This window comes from Enterobacter sp. R-25, from assembly GCF_049913205.1.
In the GTDB taxonomy this organism is placed as follows: domain Bacteria; phylum Pseudomonadota; class Gammaproteobacteria; order Enterobacterales; family Enterobacteriaceae; genus Enterobacter; species Enterobacter ludwigii.
Window position 1 is genome coordinate 247,782 of record NZ_CP183982.1, and the last position, 17,261, is coordinate 265,042.

Here is a 17,261-nt window from a genome sequence, read left to right on the forward strand (position 1 = left end):
AATTTCATATTAATCAATGTGTTAAGTTCATTTAATAATTAAAATGGAAATTGTTTTTGATTTTGGAAAAAATATAGATAGTCTTAATTCTGCTGAGCGAAAACTACACAACGATCTTTCGTTCGCATCGGGGGCGTGATTTTGGATCTTTGATGAGGAGCAGAGTAATGACTCAACAGGCAACGACGGTCGATGAACTGGCCTTTACCCAGCCGCATGGCGAGCAAGAACAGCAAATTTTGACAGCAGACGCTGTCGAATTCCTGACCGAACTGGTGACCCGCTTTACGCCAACGCGCAATAAGCTGCTGGCGGCACGCATTCATCAGCAGCAGGAAATTGATGATGGCAAGTTGCCTGGGTTTATTTCGGAAACCGCTTCCATTCGCCGTGGTGAGTGGAAAATCCGCGGCATTCCGGATGATTTACAGGATCGGCGCGTCGAAATCACCGGCCCGGTGGAGCGCAAAATGGTGATCAACGCCATGAACGCGAACGTAAAAGTCTTTATGGCAGATTTTGAGGACTCACTGGCGCCGGACTGGCATAAGGTTATCGACGGGCAAATCAATCTGCGCGATGCCGTGAATGGCACCATCAGCTATACCAACGAAGCCGGCAAAATCTATCAACTGAAACCCAATCCGGCGGTTCTGATCTGTCGCGTACGTGGACTGCATCTGCCTGAAAAGCATGTCACCTGGCGTGGCGAAGCCATTCCGGGCAGTCTGTTTGACTTCGCCCTCTATTTCTTCCACAACCACAAGAATCTGCTGGCAAAAGGCAGCGGTCCCTATTTCTATCTGCCGAAAACACAGGCCTGGCAGGAAGCGGCCTGGTGGAGTGAAGTGTTTAGCTTCACGGAAGATCGTTTCAACCTGCCGCGCGGCACCATTAAAGCCACCCTGCTGATTGAAACGCTGCCTGCCGTGTTCCAGATGAACGAAATTCTGCATGCGCTGCGCGACCATATTGTTGGGCTGAACTGTGGACGCTGGGATTACATCTTCAGCTACATCAAAACCCTGAAAAATCATCCCGATCGTGTACTGCCGGATCGCCAGGTGGTCACCATGGATAAACCGTTCCTGAGTGCCTACTCACGCCTGTTGATTAAGACCTGCCACAAGCGTGGGGCCTTTGCGATGGGGGGAATGGCGGCATTTATCCCAAGCAAAGATGCTGAACGTAACAATCAGGTGCTCAACAAGGTGAAAGCCGATAAAGAGCTTGAAGCACGAAATGGCCATGACGGAACGTGGATCGCGCATCCGGGTCTGGCGGATACGGCAATGGACGTCTTCAACCGCGTACTCGGTGAGAACAAAAACCAGCTGTTTGTGACGCGTGATGAGGATGCCCCAACGGCTGAAGAACACCTGCTGGCACCGTGTGCGGGCGAGCGTACGGAAGAGGGCATGCGCGCCAATATCCGCGTAGCCGTCCAGTACATTGAAGCGTGGATCTCCGGTAACGGCTGCGTGCCGATCTACGGCCTGATGGAAGATGCCGCTACCGCCGAGATCTCTCGCACCTCAATCTGGCAGTGGATCCACCATCAAAAAACGCTCAGCAACGGCAAGCCGGTGACCAAATCACTGTTCCGTCAGATGCTGGCCGAAGAGATGCGGGTGATCCAGGACGAACTGGGTGAACACCGCTTCAGCAGCGGACGTTTTGATGACGCCGCACGCCTGATGGAGCAAATCACCACATCCGATGACTTAATCGACTTCCTGACCCTGCCGGGCTACCGCTTCCTGGCGTAATTCACCCCACAACAATATGGAGCATCTGCACATGAAAACCCGTACCCAACAAATCGAAGAATTGAAGAAAGAGTGGACCCAACCTCGCTGGGAAGGCATCCGCCGCCCGTATAGCGCGGAAGAGGTGGTGAAATTGCGTGGCTCGGTCAATCCGGAATGTACCCTGGCGCAGCGCGGCGCGGCGAAAATGTGGGAGCTGCTGCACGGCGGTGCCAAAAAAGGTTACATCAATAGCCTCGGCGCGCTGACTGGCGGCCAGGCCCTGCAGCAGGCGAAAGCCGGCATCGAAGCCATCTATCTTTCCGGCTGGCAGGTTGCGGCGGACGCCAACCTGGCCTCCAGCATGTATCCGGATCAGTCGCTCTATCCGGCAAACTCGGTACCAACCGTGGTGGATCGGATCAACAACACCTTCCGCCGTGCGGATCAGATCCAGTGGGCGGCAGGCATTGAGCCAAACGATCCGCGTTTTATTGACTATTTCCTGCCGATCGTCGCGGATGCGGAAGCGGGATTCGGCGGCGTGCTGAACGCCTTTGAGCTGATGAAATCGATGATTGAGGCCGGTGCAGCGGCCGTTCACTTCGAAGACCAGCTGGCGTCAGTGAAGAAATGCGGACACATGGGCGGGAAAGTCCTTGTCCCAACCCAGGAAGCGATTCAGAAGCTGGTTGCGGCGCGTCTGGCGGCTGACGTGCTCGGCGTACCCACGCTGGTGATTGCCCGTACCGATGCGGATGCGGCTGACCTGATCACCTCTGACTGCGATCCTTACGACAGCGAGTTCATTACCGGTGAACGCACCAGCGAAGGGTTCTATCGTACCCATGCTGGCATTGAACAGGCGATCAGCCGTGGGCTGGCATATGCACCGTATGCGGACCTGGTCTGGTGCGAAACCTCCACGCCGGACCTGGCGCTGGCAAAACGCTTTGCCGATGCTATCCACGCCAAATATCCGGGCAAACTGCTGGCCTATAACTGCTCGCCGTCCTTCAACTGGCAGAAGAAACTGGACGATAAAACCATCGCCAGCTTCCAGCAGCAGCTGTCCGACATGGGCTACAAATATCAGTTCATCACGCTGGCTGGCATTCACAGCATGTGGTTCAACATGTTCGACCTGGCGCATGCCTACGCGCAGGGTGAAGGCATGAAGCATTACGTTGAGAAGGTGCAGCAGCCGGAATTTGCTGCCGGTAAAGAGGGCTATACCTTCGTTTCGCATCAGCAGGAGGTCGGGACCGGTTACTTCGATAACGTAACCACTATCATCCAGGGGGGCACCTCCTCCGTCACCGCCTTAACGGGATCGACGGAAGAAGCCCAGTTCTGAGCCGTGTAATGCCCGGTGGCACGCTGCCGGGCCTGTGAACATACTCCCTCTCCCGTCGGGAGGGGGCCGGGGTGAGGGAGCATGAACAATGTCGCGTGGTCTGGAATTACTGATTGCCCAAACTATTCTGCAGGGCTTCGATGCCCAGTACGGACGTTTCCTGGAAGTCACATCCGGCGCGCAGCAGCGTTTTGAGCACGCCGACTGGCATGCGGTTCAGCAGGCCATGAAGCAGCGAATCCACCTTTACGACCACCATGTGGGTCTGGTGGTTGAGCAGTTGCGCTGCATTACCGACGGCAAAATCCCTGACGCGGAGTTTTTACTGCGCGTGAAGGAGCATTACACCCATCTGTTACCTGATTACCCGCGCTTCGAGATTGCGGAGAGCTTTTTCAACTCCGTCTATTGCCGGTTATTTGACCACCGCTCATTATCTCCTGAGCGGTTATTTATCTTTAGCTCTCAGCCGGAACGCCGCTTTCGCACTATTCCGCGTCCGCTGGCGAAGGATTTCTTTCCCGATCGCGGCTGGGAAAAGCTCCTGCATCGCGTATTAACGGATTTGCCGCTGCGTTTGCCCTGGGAGAATAAAATCCGTGATATCGGCTATATCTCTGCGCATCTCAAGGAGACCTTCGGCGAAGAGGTGCTCGGGCAAAGCCATTTGCAGGTTGCCAATGAGCTTTTTTACCGTAATAAGGCTGCCTGGCTGGTCGGTAAACTGATGACACCGTCGGCCATTGTGCCGTTTCTGTTACCCATCCATCGTACCGATGACGGTGAACTGTTTGTTGATACCTGCCTGACGACCAGCGCCGAGGCCAGCATTGTCTTTGGTTTCGCCCGCTCCTACTTTATGGTGTATGCCCCGCTGCCTGCTGCTCTGGTGGAGTGGTTGCGCGAGATCCTGCCGGGGAAAACCACCGCCGAGCTGTACATGGCCATTGGCTGTCAGAAACACGCCAAGACGGAAAGCTATCGGGAATATCTGCGCTATGTCACCACGGCAGATGAGCAATTTATCGAAGCCCCCGGTATTCGCGGCATGGTGATGCTGGTCTTTACCCTGCCGGGTTTTGATCGGGTGTTAAAGGTCATCAAAGATACGTTCGCGCCGCAGAAGGAGATGACCGCTGCTCACGTCCGCGCCTGCTACCAGCTGGTTAAAGAGCACGATCGCGTCGGGCGAATGGCGGACACCCAGGAGTTCGAGAACTTTGTGCTGGATAAGCAGCAGATCGATCCGGCATTAATGGCGTTATTACTGCAGGAAGCGCCGGCGAAAATCACCGATCTGGGTGACAAAATTGCCATCAGCCATCTCTATATCGAACGCCGCATGATCCCACTCAATATCTGGCTGGAGCAGTCCGAAGGTCAGGCACTGCGGGATGCCATAGAAGAATACGGCAACGCTATCCGTCAGCTTGCCGCCGCGAATATCTTCCCGGGCGACATGCTGTTTAAAAACTTCGGTGTCACCCGTCACGGGCGGGTGGTGTTCTACGATTACGATGAAATTTGCTATATGACTGAGGTGAATTTCCGCGATATACCGCAGCCCCGCTATCCGGAAGATGAACTGTCCGGCGAGCCGTGGTACAGCATCTCACCGGGAGATGTCTTTCCTGAGGAGTTTCGCCACTGGCTGTGCGCTGACCCGCGCATCAGGCCACTGTTTGAAGAGATGCATGATGACCTGTTTCGTGCCAGCTACTGGCGGGGTCTGCAGACGCGCATCAAGAATGGGCATGTGGAAGATGTGTATGCCTATCGCCGCAAACAACGGTTTTGTATCCGGTATGCGGTGTAATGCCCCCTCTCCCGACGGGAGAGGGATTCAGGTGCACCCGATGTTATCGAATCCCGCCATATGCCAGCGTGACCTCTTTCGCCGCCTTAATCACCAGCGCACCTAACTCCGTGACGCGGTCATCGGTCATACGGGAAATCGGTCCGGAGATCGAAATGGCGGCAAACGGCTCGCGGTGCTCGTCAAAGATGCAGGCCGCAATGCAGCGCAGGCCTAACGCATGCTCCTCGTCATCAAACGAATAGCCGCGCTTGCGGGTCAGGGCCAGATCTTCTTTCAGATGTACCGGTGAGACCAGCGTGGCGTGGGTGTAGGCGTGCAGCCCTTTACGGTGCAGCAGTCCGGTGACCTGCTCTTCGCTGAGCTGCGACAGAAACGCTTTCCCCGCCCCGGAGGCATGCATCGGCAGCTTGCCGCCAATCGGTGCCGACATACGCATTAGCTGCGTGCACTGTACCTGGTCGATGATAATGGCCTGATGGTCGCTCTGGTCGAGCACGGCCAGGTTTACCGTCTCGCCGGAATCTTCCATCAGCTTACGCAGAATAGGGTGCACAATCGCCAGCAGGTTGCGGCTCTGCAGGAAGCTGCTGCCGACGATAAACGCATGTGCGCCCACCGCCCAGTGTCCCAGCTCACCCACCTGGCGCACAAAGCCCAGCTGCTGCATCGTGGTCAACAGTCGATGGGTCGTTGAGTTCGGCAGGCCAGCCTGCTGTGCCAGCTCTGTCAGGGCCACGCTGCTGTGCGACTCGGCTATCCATTCCAGCAGCTTCAAACCGCGCGTGAGCGATTGAACCTGTCCGCCCTGAGAGGCGGCGGTGGTGGCAGCAGGTTTTCTGCCGCGTTTAGCGGGAACGGTCGTGACCATGACGAACTCCTTTTTCTGTATCGTGGAAATCATTTTCGTTTTATTTAGTGATTTTGCAACCGTTATCCTGACTGATCGGATGAGTGATAGTGAACATGTCTCATGTTACCGCTGTGTGACTTTTACACCCTGCGAGATTGTGCCAGTATGGACTGCTGGCCTTTTGGCCTGGTTGAGCGTTGTCGGGAGCAAGTGTGAGCAGCAAAGTAGAGCAACTGCGTGCGCAGTTAAATAAACGAATTCTGGTGCTGGACGGCGGCATGGGTACCATGATCCAGGGCTATCGTCTGAGTGAAGACGATTTCCGCGGCGAGCGTTTCGCCGACTGGCCATGCGACCTCAAAGGTAATAACGACCTTCTGGTGCTCAGCAAACCGCAGGTCATTTCGGCGATCCACAACGCGTATTTCGAGGCGGGTGCGGATATTGTCGAAACCAACACCTTTAACTCGACAACCATCGCCATGGCGGATTACCAGATGGAATCCCTCTCGGCGGAGATAAACCTTGCCGCGGCAAAGCTGGCCCGCGCCTGCGCTGATGAATGGACCGCCCGTACGCCGGACAAACCGCGCTACGTGGCCGGGGTGCTTGGCCCGACCAACCGCACCGCGTCGATTTCACCCGATGTGAACGACCCGGCCTTTCGTAACATCAGCTTTGATCAGCTGGTGGCGGCATATCGTGAATCGACCAAAGCGCTGGTGGAAGGCGGTTCCGATCTGATCCTGATTGAAACGGTATTCGATACCCTCAATGCCAAAGCCGCGATTTACGCGGTGAAAGAGGAGTTCGAGGCGCTGGGCGTCGACCTGCCGATCATGATTTCCGGTACCATCACCGACGCCTCTGGTCGTACCCTCTCCGGCCAGACCACAGAAGCTTTTTACAACTCCCTGCGTCACGCTGAAGCGCTCTCTTTCGGCCTGAACTGCGCGCTGGGTCCCGATGAGCTGCGCCAGTATGTGCAGGAACTTTCGCGCATCGCTGAATGCTATGTCACCGCACACCCGAACGCCGGCCTGCCGAACGCCTTTGGTGAATACGATCTGGATGCAGACACCATGGCGGCGCAAATCCGCGAGTGGGCCGAATCCGGTTTTCTGAATATCGTCGGTGGTTGCTGCGGTACCACGCCAGAGCATATTGCCGCGATGAGCAATGCGGTGGCGGGTCTGCCGCCGCGTCAACTGCCTACGCTGCCGGTTGCCTGCCGTTTGGCCGGCCTTGAGCCGTTGACCATCGGTGACGACAGCCTGTTTGTGAACGTCGGGGAGCGGACTAACGTGACCGGTTCGGCGAAATTCAAACGGCTGATTAAAGAAGAGAAGTACAGTGAAGCGCTGGACGTGGCCCGCCAGCAGGTTGAGAGCGGCGCCCAGATCATCGACATCAATATGGATGAGGGGATGCTCGACGCCGAAGCGGCGATGGTGCGCTTCCTCAACCTGATTGCCGGTGAGCCGGACATTGCCCGGGTGCCGATCATGATTGACTCCTCTAAGTGGGAAGTCATCGAGAAAGGGCTGAAGTGTATTCAGGGTAAAGGCATTGTTAACTCCATCTCGATGAAAGAAGGCGTTGATACCTTTATCCACCACGCGACGATGGTGCGCCGTTATGGTGCCGCCGTGGTGGTGATGGCCTTCGATGAAATGGGCCAGGCCGATACCCGTGCGCGCAAAATTGAGATTTGTCGCCGCGCATACAAAATTCTGACCGAAGAGGTGGGTTTCCCGCCGGAAGACATCATCTTCGATCCGAACATTTTCGCGGTTGCCACCGGTATTGAAGAGCACAATAACTACGCGCAGGACTTTATTGGCGCGTGTGAAGACATCAAACGCGAGCTGCCGCATGCGCTGATCTCCGGCGGCGTATCGAACGTGTCATTCTCCTTCCGCGGTAACGATCCGGTGCGTGAAGCTATCCACGCCGTGTTCCTCTATTACGCTATCCGTAACGGTATGGACATGGGGATCGTTAACGCCGGACAGCTGGCCATTTACGACGACCTGCCGGCAGAATTGCGCGATGCCGTAGAAGACGTGATCCTCAACCGGCGTGATGACGCCACCGAGCGCATGCTGGATCTGGCCGAGAAATACCGCGGCAGTAAATCCGATGCATCGGTAAACATTCAGCAGGCGGAGTGGCGTGCCTGGGACGTGAAAAAACGTCTGGAATACTCACTCGTAAAAGGGATTACCGAGTTTATTGAACAGGACACCGAAGAAGCACGTCAGCAATCGACGCGCCCGATTGAAGTGATCGAAGGGCCGCTGATGGATGGCATGAACGTGGTCGGCGATCTGTTTGGCGAAGGCAAAATGTTCCTGCCGCAGGTGGTGAAATCCGCACGCGTCATGAAGCAGGCGGTGGCCTATCTCGAACCCTTTATCGAAGCCAGCAAAGAGAAAGGCTCCAGCAACGGTAAAATGGTGATCGCCACCGTGAAGGGCGACGTGCATGACATCGGTAAGAACATTGTGGGCGTCGTACTGCAGTGTAATAACTACGAGATTATCGATCTTGGCGTGATGGTGCCGGCGGATAAAATCCTCAAAACCGCGCGCGAAGTGAATGCTGACCTGATTGGACTTTCCGGGCTGATTACCCCGTCGCTGGACGAGATGGTCAACGTGGCGAAAGAGATGGAACGTCAGGGCTTTACCATTCCACTGCTGATTGGCGGGGCGACAACGTCCAAAGCGCACACGGCGGTGAAAATCGAGCAGAACTACAGTGGCCCGACGGTTTATGTGCAAAACGCCTCGCGTACCGTGGGCGTCGTGTCGGCATTGTTGTCTGCCACCCAGCGTGATGATTTTGTCGCGCGTACCCGCAAAGAGTACGAGACCGTGCGTATTCAGCATGGCCGTAAGAAACCGCGGACGCCGCCGGTGACACTCCAGGCCGCACGCGATAACGATCTGGCGTTTGACTGGGCCAGCTATACGCCCCCTGTGGCGCATCGTCTGGGCGTTCAGGACGTCACTGCCAGCATCGAGACGCTGCGTAACTACATCGACTGGACACCGTTCTTCATGACCTGGTCACTGGCGGGCAAATATCCCCGCATCCTTGAAGATGAGGTGGTCGGGGAAGAAGCCAAACGCCTGTTCAACGACGCCAACGAAATGCTTGACCAGTTGAGCGCGCAGAAAAGCCTCAACCCGCGCGGCGTGGTGGGCCTGTTCCCGGCGAACCGTGTGGGCGACGACATCGAAATTTATCGCGACGAGACCCGCACGCACGTGCTGGCAGTAAGTCGCCATCTGCGCCAGCAAACCGAGAAAGTGGGCTTTGCTAACTACTGCCTGGCCGATTTCGTTGCACCGAAGCTTTCCGGGAAAGCGGATTATATCGGGGCGTTTGCCGTGACCGGGGGTCTTGAGGAAGATGCGCTGGCGGAGGCGTTCGACGCGCAGCACGATGATTACAATAAAATCATGGTGAAAGCGATTGCCGATCGTCTGGCGGAAGCCTTCGCAGAGTATCTCCACGAGCGCGTGCGCAAGGTACACTGGGGCTACGCGGCCAATGAGAACCTCAGCAACGAGGAGCTGATCCGCGAAAACTACCAGGGGATTCGTCCGGCTCCGGGCTATCCAGCCTGCCCGGAACACACCGAAAAGGGCACTATCTGGACATTGCTGGATGTAGAAGCCCATACCGGCATGAAGCTCACCGAGTCTTTCGCCATGTGGCCTGGGGCATCGGTGTCCGGCTGGTATTTCAGCCATCCCGACAGCAAATACTTCGCCGTCGCGCAGCTGCAGCGCGATCAGATTGAAGATTACGCCCTGCGCAAAGGCATGAGTGTCTCAGAGGTTGAACGCTGGCTGGCTCCCAATTTAGGCTACGACGCTGACTAACGTCACTTTTCCTTACAACAAACAGGGCGCTCATTGGGCGCCCTGTCTCTTTCTTACGTTTAAACCCTTATACTGAATCATAAAAACGTAGAACGATAAGGAGGAGAACCTTCCGTGCTGACCCTGTTACACTTGCTTTCCGCAATAGCACTGCTGGTATGGGGCACGCATATTGTCCGTACCGGCGTTATGCGCGTCTTTGGCGCGCGCTTACGCACCGTTCTCAGCAGCAGCGTTGAGAAGAAGCCGCTCGCCTTCTGCGCGGGCATCGGCGTGACGGCACTGGTGCAGAGCAGTAATGCGACGACCCTGCTCGTGACCTCGTTTGTGGCGCAAGATCTGGTGGCGCTGGCACCCGCGCTGGTCATTGTGCTGGGCGCTGACGTGGGGACCGCGCTGATGGCGCGTATCCTGACCTTCGATCTCTCCTGGCTGTCGCCGCTGCTGATTTTTATCGGTGTCATCTTCTTCCTTGGCCGTAAGCAGACGCGTGCCGGACAGCTTGGCCGCGTGGGGATTGGCCTTGGGTTGATCCTGCTGGCGCTGGAGCTGATTGTGCAGGCGGTGACCCCCATCACCGAGGCCAACGGCGTTCAGGTCATCTTTGCCTCGCTGACCGGGGACATCATGCTGGATGCGTTGATCGGCGCGGTATTTGCCATCGTCAGTTACTCCAGCCTGGCCGCTGTGCTGCTGACGGCGACGTTAACCGCCGCGGGGGCGATCTCTTTCCCGGTCGCGCTGTGTCTGGTGATCGGGGCCAACCTTGGCTCTGGCCTGCTGGCGATGCTCAATAACAGCGCTGCAAACGCTGCTGCCCGGCGCGTGGCGCTCGGAAGCCTGCTGTTTAAGCTGGTGGGCAGCCTGATTATTCTGCCGTTTGTCTATCCGCTGGCCAACCTGATGGACAATCTCCCGTTACCGAAGGCTGAGCTGGTTATCTATTTCCACGTGTTTTACAACCTGGTGCGTTGCCTGGCGATGGTGCCTTTTGCTGAACCCATGGCCCGCTTCTGCGAACGGCTTATCCGGGATGAACCGGAGCTGGATGCGCGTCTGAAACCTAAGCATCTGGACACTTCCGCGCTGGATACCCCGGCGCTGGCGCTGGCTAATGCCGCGCGCGAGACGCTGCGCATGGGCGATGCCATGGAAACGATGCTTGAAGGGCTGCAAAAGGTCATGCACGGAGAGCCGCGAGAAGAGAAAGAGCTGCGCAGGCTGGCGGACGATATCAACGTGCTCTATACCGCTATCAAGCTCTACCTGGCGCGTATTCCGCAGGATGAACTGGCAGAGGAAGAGTCCCGCCGCTGGGCGGAAATCATCGAAATGTCGCTTAACCTCGAGCAGGCCTCGGATATCGTTGAGCGTATGGGAAGTGAAATTGCTGACAAATCCCTTGCCGCGCGCCGCGCCTTCTCGGTTGAAGGCCTGAAGGAGCTGGAGGCGCTGCACGAGCAGTTGCTGAGCAACCTGAAGCTGGCAATGCTGGTCTTCTTCTCCAGCGACGTACCGAGCGCACGCCGCTTGCGTCGTAACAAACATCGCTTCCGTATCCTCAACCGGCGCTACTCGCACGCCCACGTTGAACGACTGCACCAGCAGAACGTCCAGAGCATTGAAACCAGCTCCCTGCACCTGGGGTTGCTGGGGGACATGAAGCGTCTCAACTCGTTATTCTGCGCGGTCGCTTATAGCGTCATGGAGCAGCCGGATGAAGACGACGATCGAGATGAATATTAATCTCTGAAAGCGCCTTGATAAGGTGGTTAACCACAAAACCAGCAGGTTTACGCCGGGCATGATGCCCGGTAACCGTCGGCTAATCTTTTTACCAGCCCAAACCTAAGGTATATTTCGCCTTTACAGGAGAAACTATGCTGCCAACTCAATCAACACGATTAAACAAATACATTAGCGAGAGCGGGATCTGCTCACGTCGCGAGGCGGACCGTTACATTGAACAGGGTAACGTGTTCCTCAACGGCAAACGCGCCACCATCGGTGACCAGGTCGTCCCCGGTGACGTGGTCAAAGTGAATGGTCAGCTCATTGAACCGCGTGATGCGGAAGACCTGGTATTTATCGCGTTGAATAAGCCGGTTGGCATCGTCAGTACCACGGAAGACGGCGAGCGGGACAACATTGTTGATTTCGTTAACCACAGCAGCCGTATCTTCCCGATTGGCCGCCTTGATAAAGACTCACAGGGGCTGATTTTCCTGACCAACCACGGCGATCTGGTGAACAAAATTCTGCGTGCCGGTAACGACCACGAGAAAGAGTACATCGTCACGGTCAATAAGCCGATCACGGACGACTTTATCCGCGGTATGGGCGCAGGTGTGCCGATTCTGGGGACCGTCACGAAGAAGTGCAAGGTGAAGAAAGAGGCGCCGTTTGCTTTCCGCATTACCCTTGTGCAGGGCTTAAACCGTCAGATCCGCCGGATGTGCGAGCACTTCGGTTATGACGTGGTGAAGCTCGAACGTACGCGCATTATGAACGTGAGTCTGTCCGGTATTCCACTGGGCGAGTGGCGTGATTTAACGGATGACGAACTGATTGAGCTGTTCAGGCTCATCGAGAATTCATCGTCTGAAGCGAAGCCAAAAACGAAAGCCAAACCGAAAACCCAGGCCATTAAGCGCCCGGTGGTGAAAGCGCCGCCATCAGAAGAGAAAAGCCGCGGCAAGCCTGCGGGCAAACGCTTCGTCCAGCCGGGGCGTAAAAAGAAAGGGCGCTAATTAGCGCCTTCCACGGGGTGAGGTATTGGCTGACCAGGAAAAGGTCGCTTCTTTATCGGGTTTATAAGCCTGCTCTTTTTTCAGCTTGCGGGCTTGTTTCGCCTCAGTTTCACGCTGAGCCATCAATTTATCGATGTACTCTTTTTTAACCTGATTAGTTTCGGCGTTAGTCAGCGTGCGGCCATGGGCGATACGAGCGCGGTCGAGGAGCGTTTTTAGTTCGCGCTGCTCAGCTTCCGTCATGTCTTTCTGGGTCAAACGTGGTGTAGCCATTGCTGAAGCCTCCTGAAGGGGAGGCTCCAGTGTAAAGCAAGCGAAGGAAATTAACCCTGTTTCACTGCATCTTTTTTCGCGGGCTCATTAATGGGTTTGCCTGACCAGTAGCCTGCCAGCAGCGAGCCGGACAGATTATGCCAGACGGAGAACAGCGCACCCGGCAGGGCTGCCAGCGGCGAGAAGTAGATCTTGCCCAGTGCTGCGGCCAGCCCCGAGTTTTGCATCCCCACTTCGATTGCCAGCGTACGACAGGTGGATTCGTCGAAACCAAACAGCTTCCCGCCCCAGTAACCGCCCAAAAGACCAAGGGTGTTATGCAACACCACCGCGATGATCACCACAAAGCCCACTGAGGCAATGTGCGATGCAGAGCCGGCAACCACGGCGCTGATGATAGCCAGAATACAGACCATCGAGAAGGCAGGCAGGTACGGTTCAACGGCTTTGACAACGCGTGGGAACAGATGGTGAATCACCAGGCCCAGCGCAATCGGGATCACCACAATCTGCAGAATACTGAGCAGCATCCCCATGACGTCTACCTGAATCTGCGCATCCACATACAGACGCGTTAACAGCGGCGTGGCAATCACGCCCACCAGCGTTGAAACGGAAGAGATGGTCACCGAGAGCGCCACATCACCTTTTGCCAGGTAAATCATCACATTGGATGCCGTGCCGCTGGCCACGCTGCCGACCAGCACCATACCGGCGGATAAATCTGGCGGCATTTTAAAGGCCATGGCCAGCAGCCAGGCCGCAAGCGGCATGACCAGATAGTGCAGGAAAATCCCTGCCGCTACGGGGGCCGGGCGCGACAGAACGCGTTTGAAGTCGTCAATTTTCAGGTGTACGCCCATGCCGAGCATAATCAGCATCAGCAGCGTCGTGACCCACGGGCCAATGCCCGTAAAGTGGGTGGGAGTGTAATACGCGAGTACGGAAAGCAGCAGTGCCCACAACGGGAACAGCCGGGTGATGGCGGATAACATAGATAGTCCTTGCAGTATTGTCGTGTTGTTTAGTTATAAAAAAGCCGGGTCTGTGCCCGGCTTATAGATATTGTTTATCGTGCTAACGAATTTTATTCAAACAAATTCTGATGAAGTTTTTGCACGACCTGCTCGGCCTGATCGGCTGGCACCAGGAAGCAGAGGTTGTAGCTGGAGGCGCCGTAGCAAATCATACGAATGCTGAACGGGTCGAGTACGCCGAAGACCTCTTTGCCCACGCCGCAGGCACGCGACAGCTTGTTGCCGATGATGGCAACCAGCGCCAGATCTTCTTCCACTTCCACGCGGCACAACTCAGAGAGTTCGATCAGCAACGACTGCGTCAGCAGGGTGTCGCCGGTTGACGTGGAGCCAGTGGTGTCCAGCGTCAGCGCGATGCTCACTTCGGATGTGGTGATCAAATCCACGGAGATATTATGGCGCGCGAGGATGCCAAACACTTCCGCCAGGAAACCGCGAGAATGCAGCATATTGTGGCTGTGCAGCGTCACCAGCGTCTGGCGGCGGCGCAGGGCCAGCGCTCGGAACAATGGCGGGTTTTCGGTTTTCTTGCACACCAGCGTACCGCCTGCTTTGGGATCCTTACTGGAGCCAACGAAGACCGGGATATCGCTGCGCACGGCCGGCAACAGCGTCGCCGGGTGCAATACTTTCGCGCCGAAGGTGGCCATTTCGGCCGCCTCTTCAAACGCGATCACATCAATGCGTTTCGCCGCAGAGACCACGCGCGGGTCGGTGGTGTAAATACCCGGCACGTCAGTCCAGATATCCACACGGGTGGCATGCAGCGCTTCGCCGAGCAGGGCTGCCGTATAGTCACTGCCACCGCGGCCAAGCGTTGTTGTACGGCCTTTGGCTTCGCTACCGATAAAGCCCTGAGTGATCACCATCCCTTCTGCCAGGCGCGGAGCCAGTTGCTGCTGGGTCAGTTCGGCCAGCATTTCAACATCCGGCTCGGCACGGCCAAAGCGATCGCTGGTGCGCATGACTTTACGCACGTCAAACCATTGAGCATGGACGTTACGCTCGCGGAGGATCTCCACGAACAGCAGCGTGGACATCAGCTCGCCGTGGCTGACCAGTTCATCGGTCAGCGCGGTGGAGGTCGCCAGAGAGGCGGCTTCAGCCAGGGTAGTGATATTTTCCAGCAGGCGTTCCACTTCCTCACGGATCACGTTCGGATTCTGCAGACGTTCAAGGATGTTGAACTGAATTTTGCGCAGTGCGTCCAGCTTAACGAAACGTTCGGTTGCTTCCAGTCCTTCAGACAGAGAAACCAGCAGGTTCGTCACGCCAGCAGAGGCGGAAAGCACCACCAGGCGGGTATTCGGATCGGCCAGCACCACATCGGCGCTGCGGTTCATGGCATCGTAATCGGCCACACTGGTGCCGCCAAATTTGGCGACCACAAAACTCGTCATAACAACCTCGTGTCAGGGAATGAATAAAGCGACCTTGGCACAAGAATGAAACGAGAACAGGTGCAGGCGCAAAATACGGCCCTATAAATAAAATGTGGGGGAGGTCCTGTCAATGCTGGGATTATGCGGATTTTTTATGGGGGGGTACCCCTCAGTAACAGGACTTATAACAGGGCCATATTTTATGCTCCTTTTTACCGCCTTTTGACCGACATTTCGCCGCCCCTGAAGGGCGTTTCAGCAGCTATACTTTTCGGGTCTTTTCACCTGTGTTTGATGCAGGCCAGGGCAATGGCATAAAAACCATCACAATTTTTATTTGCAGGCGCTACAATCGACCGCAGTCACAATTCTCAAATCAGAAGAGTATTGCTAATGAAAAACATCAACCCAACGCAGACCGCTGCCTGGCAGGCACTACAGAAACATTATGATGAAATGAAAGACGTCACCATCGCGGACCTGTTCGCGAAAGATGCCGATCGTTTCAATAAGTTCTCCGCGACCTTCGATGACCTGATGCTGGTGGATTTCTCCAAAAACCGCATTACCGAAGAAACGCTGGCGAAGCTGCAGGATCTGGCGAAAGAGACTGAGCTGGCCGACGCCATCAAATCCATGTTCTCCGGTGAGAAGATCAACCGCACCGAAGACCGTGCCGTGCTGCACGTGGCGCTGCGTAACCGTAGCAATACTCCGATTATCGTTGACGGCAAAGATGTGATGCCGGAAGTGAACGCAGTGCTGGAAAAGATGAAAGCTTTCTCTGAAGCGATCATCTCCGGAAGCTGGAAAGGCTACACCGGCAAACCGATTACGGATGTCGTTAACATCGGTATCGGCGGGTCTGACCTCGGCCCATTCATGGTCACCGAAGCGCTGCGCCCATACAAAAACCACCTCAACATGCACTTTGTTTCTAACGTCGATGGTACCCACATCGCCGAGGTGCTGAAGAACGTGAATCCAGAAACGACCCTGTTCCTGGTCGCGTCTAAAACCTTCACCACTCAGGAAACCATGACCAACGCCCACAGCGCGCGCGACTGGTTCCTGAAAACCGCAGGCGACAACAAGCACGTGGCGAAACACTTCGCCGCGCTGTCGACCAACGGGAAAGCCGTTAGCGAGTTCGGTATCGACACTGCGAACATGTTCGAGTTCTGGGACTGGGTGGGGGGTCGTTACTCTCTGTGGTCCGCTATCGGCCTGTCGATCGTCCTCTCCGTCGGCTTCGACAACTTTGTTGAGCTGCTCTCCGGCGCGCATGCGATGGATAAACACTTCTCCACCACCGCACCTGAGAAAAACCTGCCTGTGCTGCTGGCGCTGATTGGTATCTGGTACAACAACTTCTTCGGGGCTGAAACCGAAGCGATTCTGCCATACGACCAGTACATGCACCGTTTTGCGGCCTACTTCCAGCAGGGCAACATGGAATCCAATGGTAAATACGTTGACCGTAACGGTAACGCCGTGGATTACCAGACTGGCCCAATCATCTGGGGCGAGCCAGGCACTAACGGCCAGCATGCGTTCTATCAGCTGATCCACCAGGGCACCAAAATGGTTCCGTGCGATTTCATCGCCCCGGCCATTACCCATAACCCGCTGTCAGACCACCATCCGAAGCTGCTGTCTAACTTCTTCGCACAGACTGAAGCGCTGGCGTTCGGTAAGTCTCGTGACGTGGTTGAGCAGGAATACCGCGACCAGGGTAAAGATCCGGCCACGCTGGACCACGTTGTGCCGTTCAAAGTGTTCGAAGGCAACCGTCCAACCAACTCCATCCTGCTGCGCGAAATTACGCCGTTCAGCCTGGGTGCGCTGATTGCCCTGTACGAGCATAAGATCTTCACTCAGGGCGCTATCCTGAACATCTTCACCTTTGATCAGTGGGGCGTTGAGCTGGGTAAACAGCTGGCAAACCGTATCCTGCCTGAACTGGGTGACGATAACGCGATTAACAGCCACGACAGCTCCACAAATGGTTTGATCAACCGTTATAAAGCATGGCGCGCGTAATTAAAGTGTCATGAAAAAGTGCCGGCGAAATGCCGGCATTTTTTTATCGGATAATTCCTGATGTCTGTTATTAAACTCAAATTCCGGCAGTGAGTTTAATCTGAAA

11 protein-coding genes are annotated in these 17,261 nt (G+C 55.9%); 7 read left to right on the forward strand and 4 right to left on the reverse strand.

What is annotated here, in order from left to right; genetic code table 11:
• Positions 1-167: 167 nt before the first annotated feature.
• The 3 genes from aceB (at position 168) to aceK (ending at position 4,921) form a co-directional block, all read left to right on the forward strand.
• Positions 168-1,769 carry a malate synthase A gene (aceB, locus tag ACN9MQ_RS01195; RefSeq protein WP_032681929.1) on the forward strand — a complete coding sequence of 534 codons (1,602 nt, stop codon included), beginning with the start codon at positions 168-170 and terminating at the stop codon, positions 1,767-1,769.
• A gap of 31 nt (positions 1,770-1,800) precedes the next feature.
• Entirely contained in the window at positions 1,801-3,105 is a 1,305-nt protein-coding gene (gene aceA, locus ACN9MQ_RS01200) for an isocitrate lyase (protein WP_040018675.1), read from the forward strand.
• Between the two features lie 88 nt (positions 3,106-3,193).
• Complete coding sequence (gene aceK / locus ACN9MQ_RS01205) at positions 3,194-4,921, forward strand: bifunctional isocitrate dehydrogenase kinase/phosphatase (RefSeq protein WP_410389148.1); 1,728 nt, start codon at positions 3,194-3,196, stop codon at positions 4,919-4,921.
• A gap of 43 nt (positions 4,922-4,964) precedes the next feature.
• Here the strand turns inward: aceK and iclR are convergent, their stop codons facing one another.
• Complete coding sequence (gene iclR, locus ACN9MQ_RS01210) at positions 4,965-5,792, reverse strand: glyoxylate bypass operon transcriptional repressor IclR (RefSeq protein WP_020882862.1); 828 nt, start codon at positions 5,790-5,792, stop codon at positions 4,965-4,967.
• Positions 5,793-5,986: 194 nt separating this feature from the next.
• Between iclR and metH the strand changes: the two genes are divergently transcribed.
• The 3 genes from metH (at position 5,987) to rluF (ending at position 12,420) form a co-directional block, all read left to right on the forward strand.
• Entirely contained in the window at positions 5,987-9,670 is a 3,684-nt protein-coding gene (metH, locus tag ACN9MQ_RS01215; RefSeq protein ID WP_426021601.1) for a methionine synthase, read from the forward strand.
• 114 nt (positions 9,671-9,784) lie between these two features.
• Positions 9,785-11,416, forward strand: a complete 1,632-nt coding sequence (locus ACN9MQ_RS01220; protein WP_014168180.1) for a Na/Pi cotransporter family protein — start codon at positions 9,785-9,787, stop codon at positions 11,414-11,416.
• A 134-nt stretch (positions 11,417-11,550) separates the two neighbouring features.
• Positions 11,551-12,420, forward strand: a complete 870-nt coding sequence (gene rluF / locus ACN9MQ_RS01225; protein WP_086462946.1) for a 23S rRNA pseudouridine(2604) synthase RluF — start codon at positions 11,551-11,553, stop codon at positions 12,418-12,420.
• On the opposite strand, the gene ACN9MQ_RS01230 is transcribed toward rluF, so the two are convergent.
• From ACN9MQ_RS01230 to lysC, 3 genes are all read right to left on the reverse strand, one after another.
• Positions 12,421-12,693, reverse strand: coding sequence for a DUF3811 domain-containing protein (locus ACN9MQ_RS01230; RefSeq protein ID WP_014168182.1), 273 nt, complete (start codon positions 12,691-12,693; stop codon positions 12,421-12,423). It abuts the gene before it with no gap.
• A 50-nt stretch (positions 12,694-12,743) separates the two neighbouring features.
• Positions 12,744-13,688 carry a ketopantoate/pantoate/pantothenate transporter PanS gene (gene panS, locus ACN9MQ_RS01235; protein ID WP_014168183.1) on the reverse strand — a complete coding sequence of 315 codons (945 nt, stop codon included), beginning with the start codon at positions 13,686-13,688 and terminating at the stop codon, positions 12,744-12,746.
• Positions 13,689-13,780: 92 nt separating this feature from the next.
• The gene (lysC, locus tag ACN9MQ_RS01240; RefSeq protein ID WP_014168184.1) at positions 13,781-15,130 is read right to left on the reverse strand and encodes a lysine-sensitive aspartokinase 3; all 1,350 of its coding nucleotides are present in this window, start codon (positions 15,128-15,130) and stop codon (positions 13,781-13,783) included.
• A 375-nt stretch (positions 15,131-15,505) separates the two neighbouring features.
• Between lysC and pgi the strand changes: the two genes are divergently transcribed.
• A complete protein-coding gene (pgi, locus tag ACN9MQ_RS01245; RefSeq protein ID WP_151887084.1) occupies positions 15,506-17,155 on the forward strand; it encodes a glucose-6-phosphate isomerase in 1,650 nt (549 codons plus the stop codon).
• Positions 17,156-17,261: the final 106 nt, after the last annotated feature.

What these genes read in the sequence shown, in the direction of transcription:
- aceB (WP_032681929.1), top strand. Translation starts at nt 168, where the DNA reads ATGACTCAACAGGCAACGACGGTCGATGAACTGGCCTTTACCCAGCCG.
- aceA (WP_040018675.1), top strand. Translation starts at nt 1,801, where the DNA reads ATGAAAACCCGTACCCAACAAATCGAAGAATTGAAGAAAGAGTGGACC.
- aceK (WP_410389148.1), top strand. Translation starts at nt 3,194, where the DNA reads ATGTCGCGTGGTCTGGAATTACTGATTGCCCAAACTATTCTGCAGGGC.
- iclR (WP_020882862.1), bottom strand. Translation starts at nt 5,792, where the DNA reads ATGGTCACGACCGTTCCCGCTAAACGCGGCAGAAAACCTGCTGCCACC.
- rluF (WP_086462946.1), top strand. Translation starts at nt 11,551, where the DNA reads ATGCTGCCAACTCAATCAACACGATTAAACAAATACATTAGCGAGAGC.
- ACN9MQ_RS01230 (WP_014168182.1), bottom strand. Translation starts at nt 12,693, where the DNA reads ATGGCTACACCACGTTTGACCCAGAAAGACATGACGGAAGCTGAGCAG.
- panS (WP_014168183.1), bottom strand. Translation starts at nt 13,688, where the DNA reads ATGTTATCCGCCATCACCCGGCTGTTCCCGTTGTGGGCACTGCTGCTT.
- lysC (WP_014168184.1), bottom strand. Translation starts at nt 15,130, where the DNA reads ATGACGAGTTTTGTGGTCGCCAAATTTGGCGGCACCAGTGTGGCCGAT.
- pgi (WP_151887084.1), top strand. Translation starts at nt 15,506, where the DNA reads ATGAAAAACATCAACCCAACGCAGACCGCTGCCTGGCAGGCACTACAG.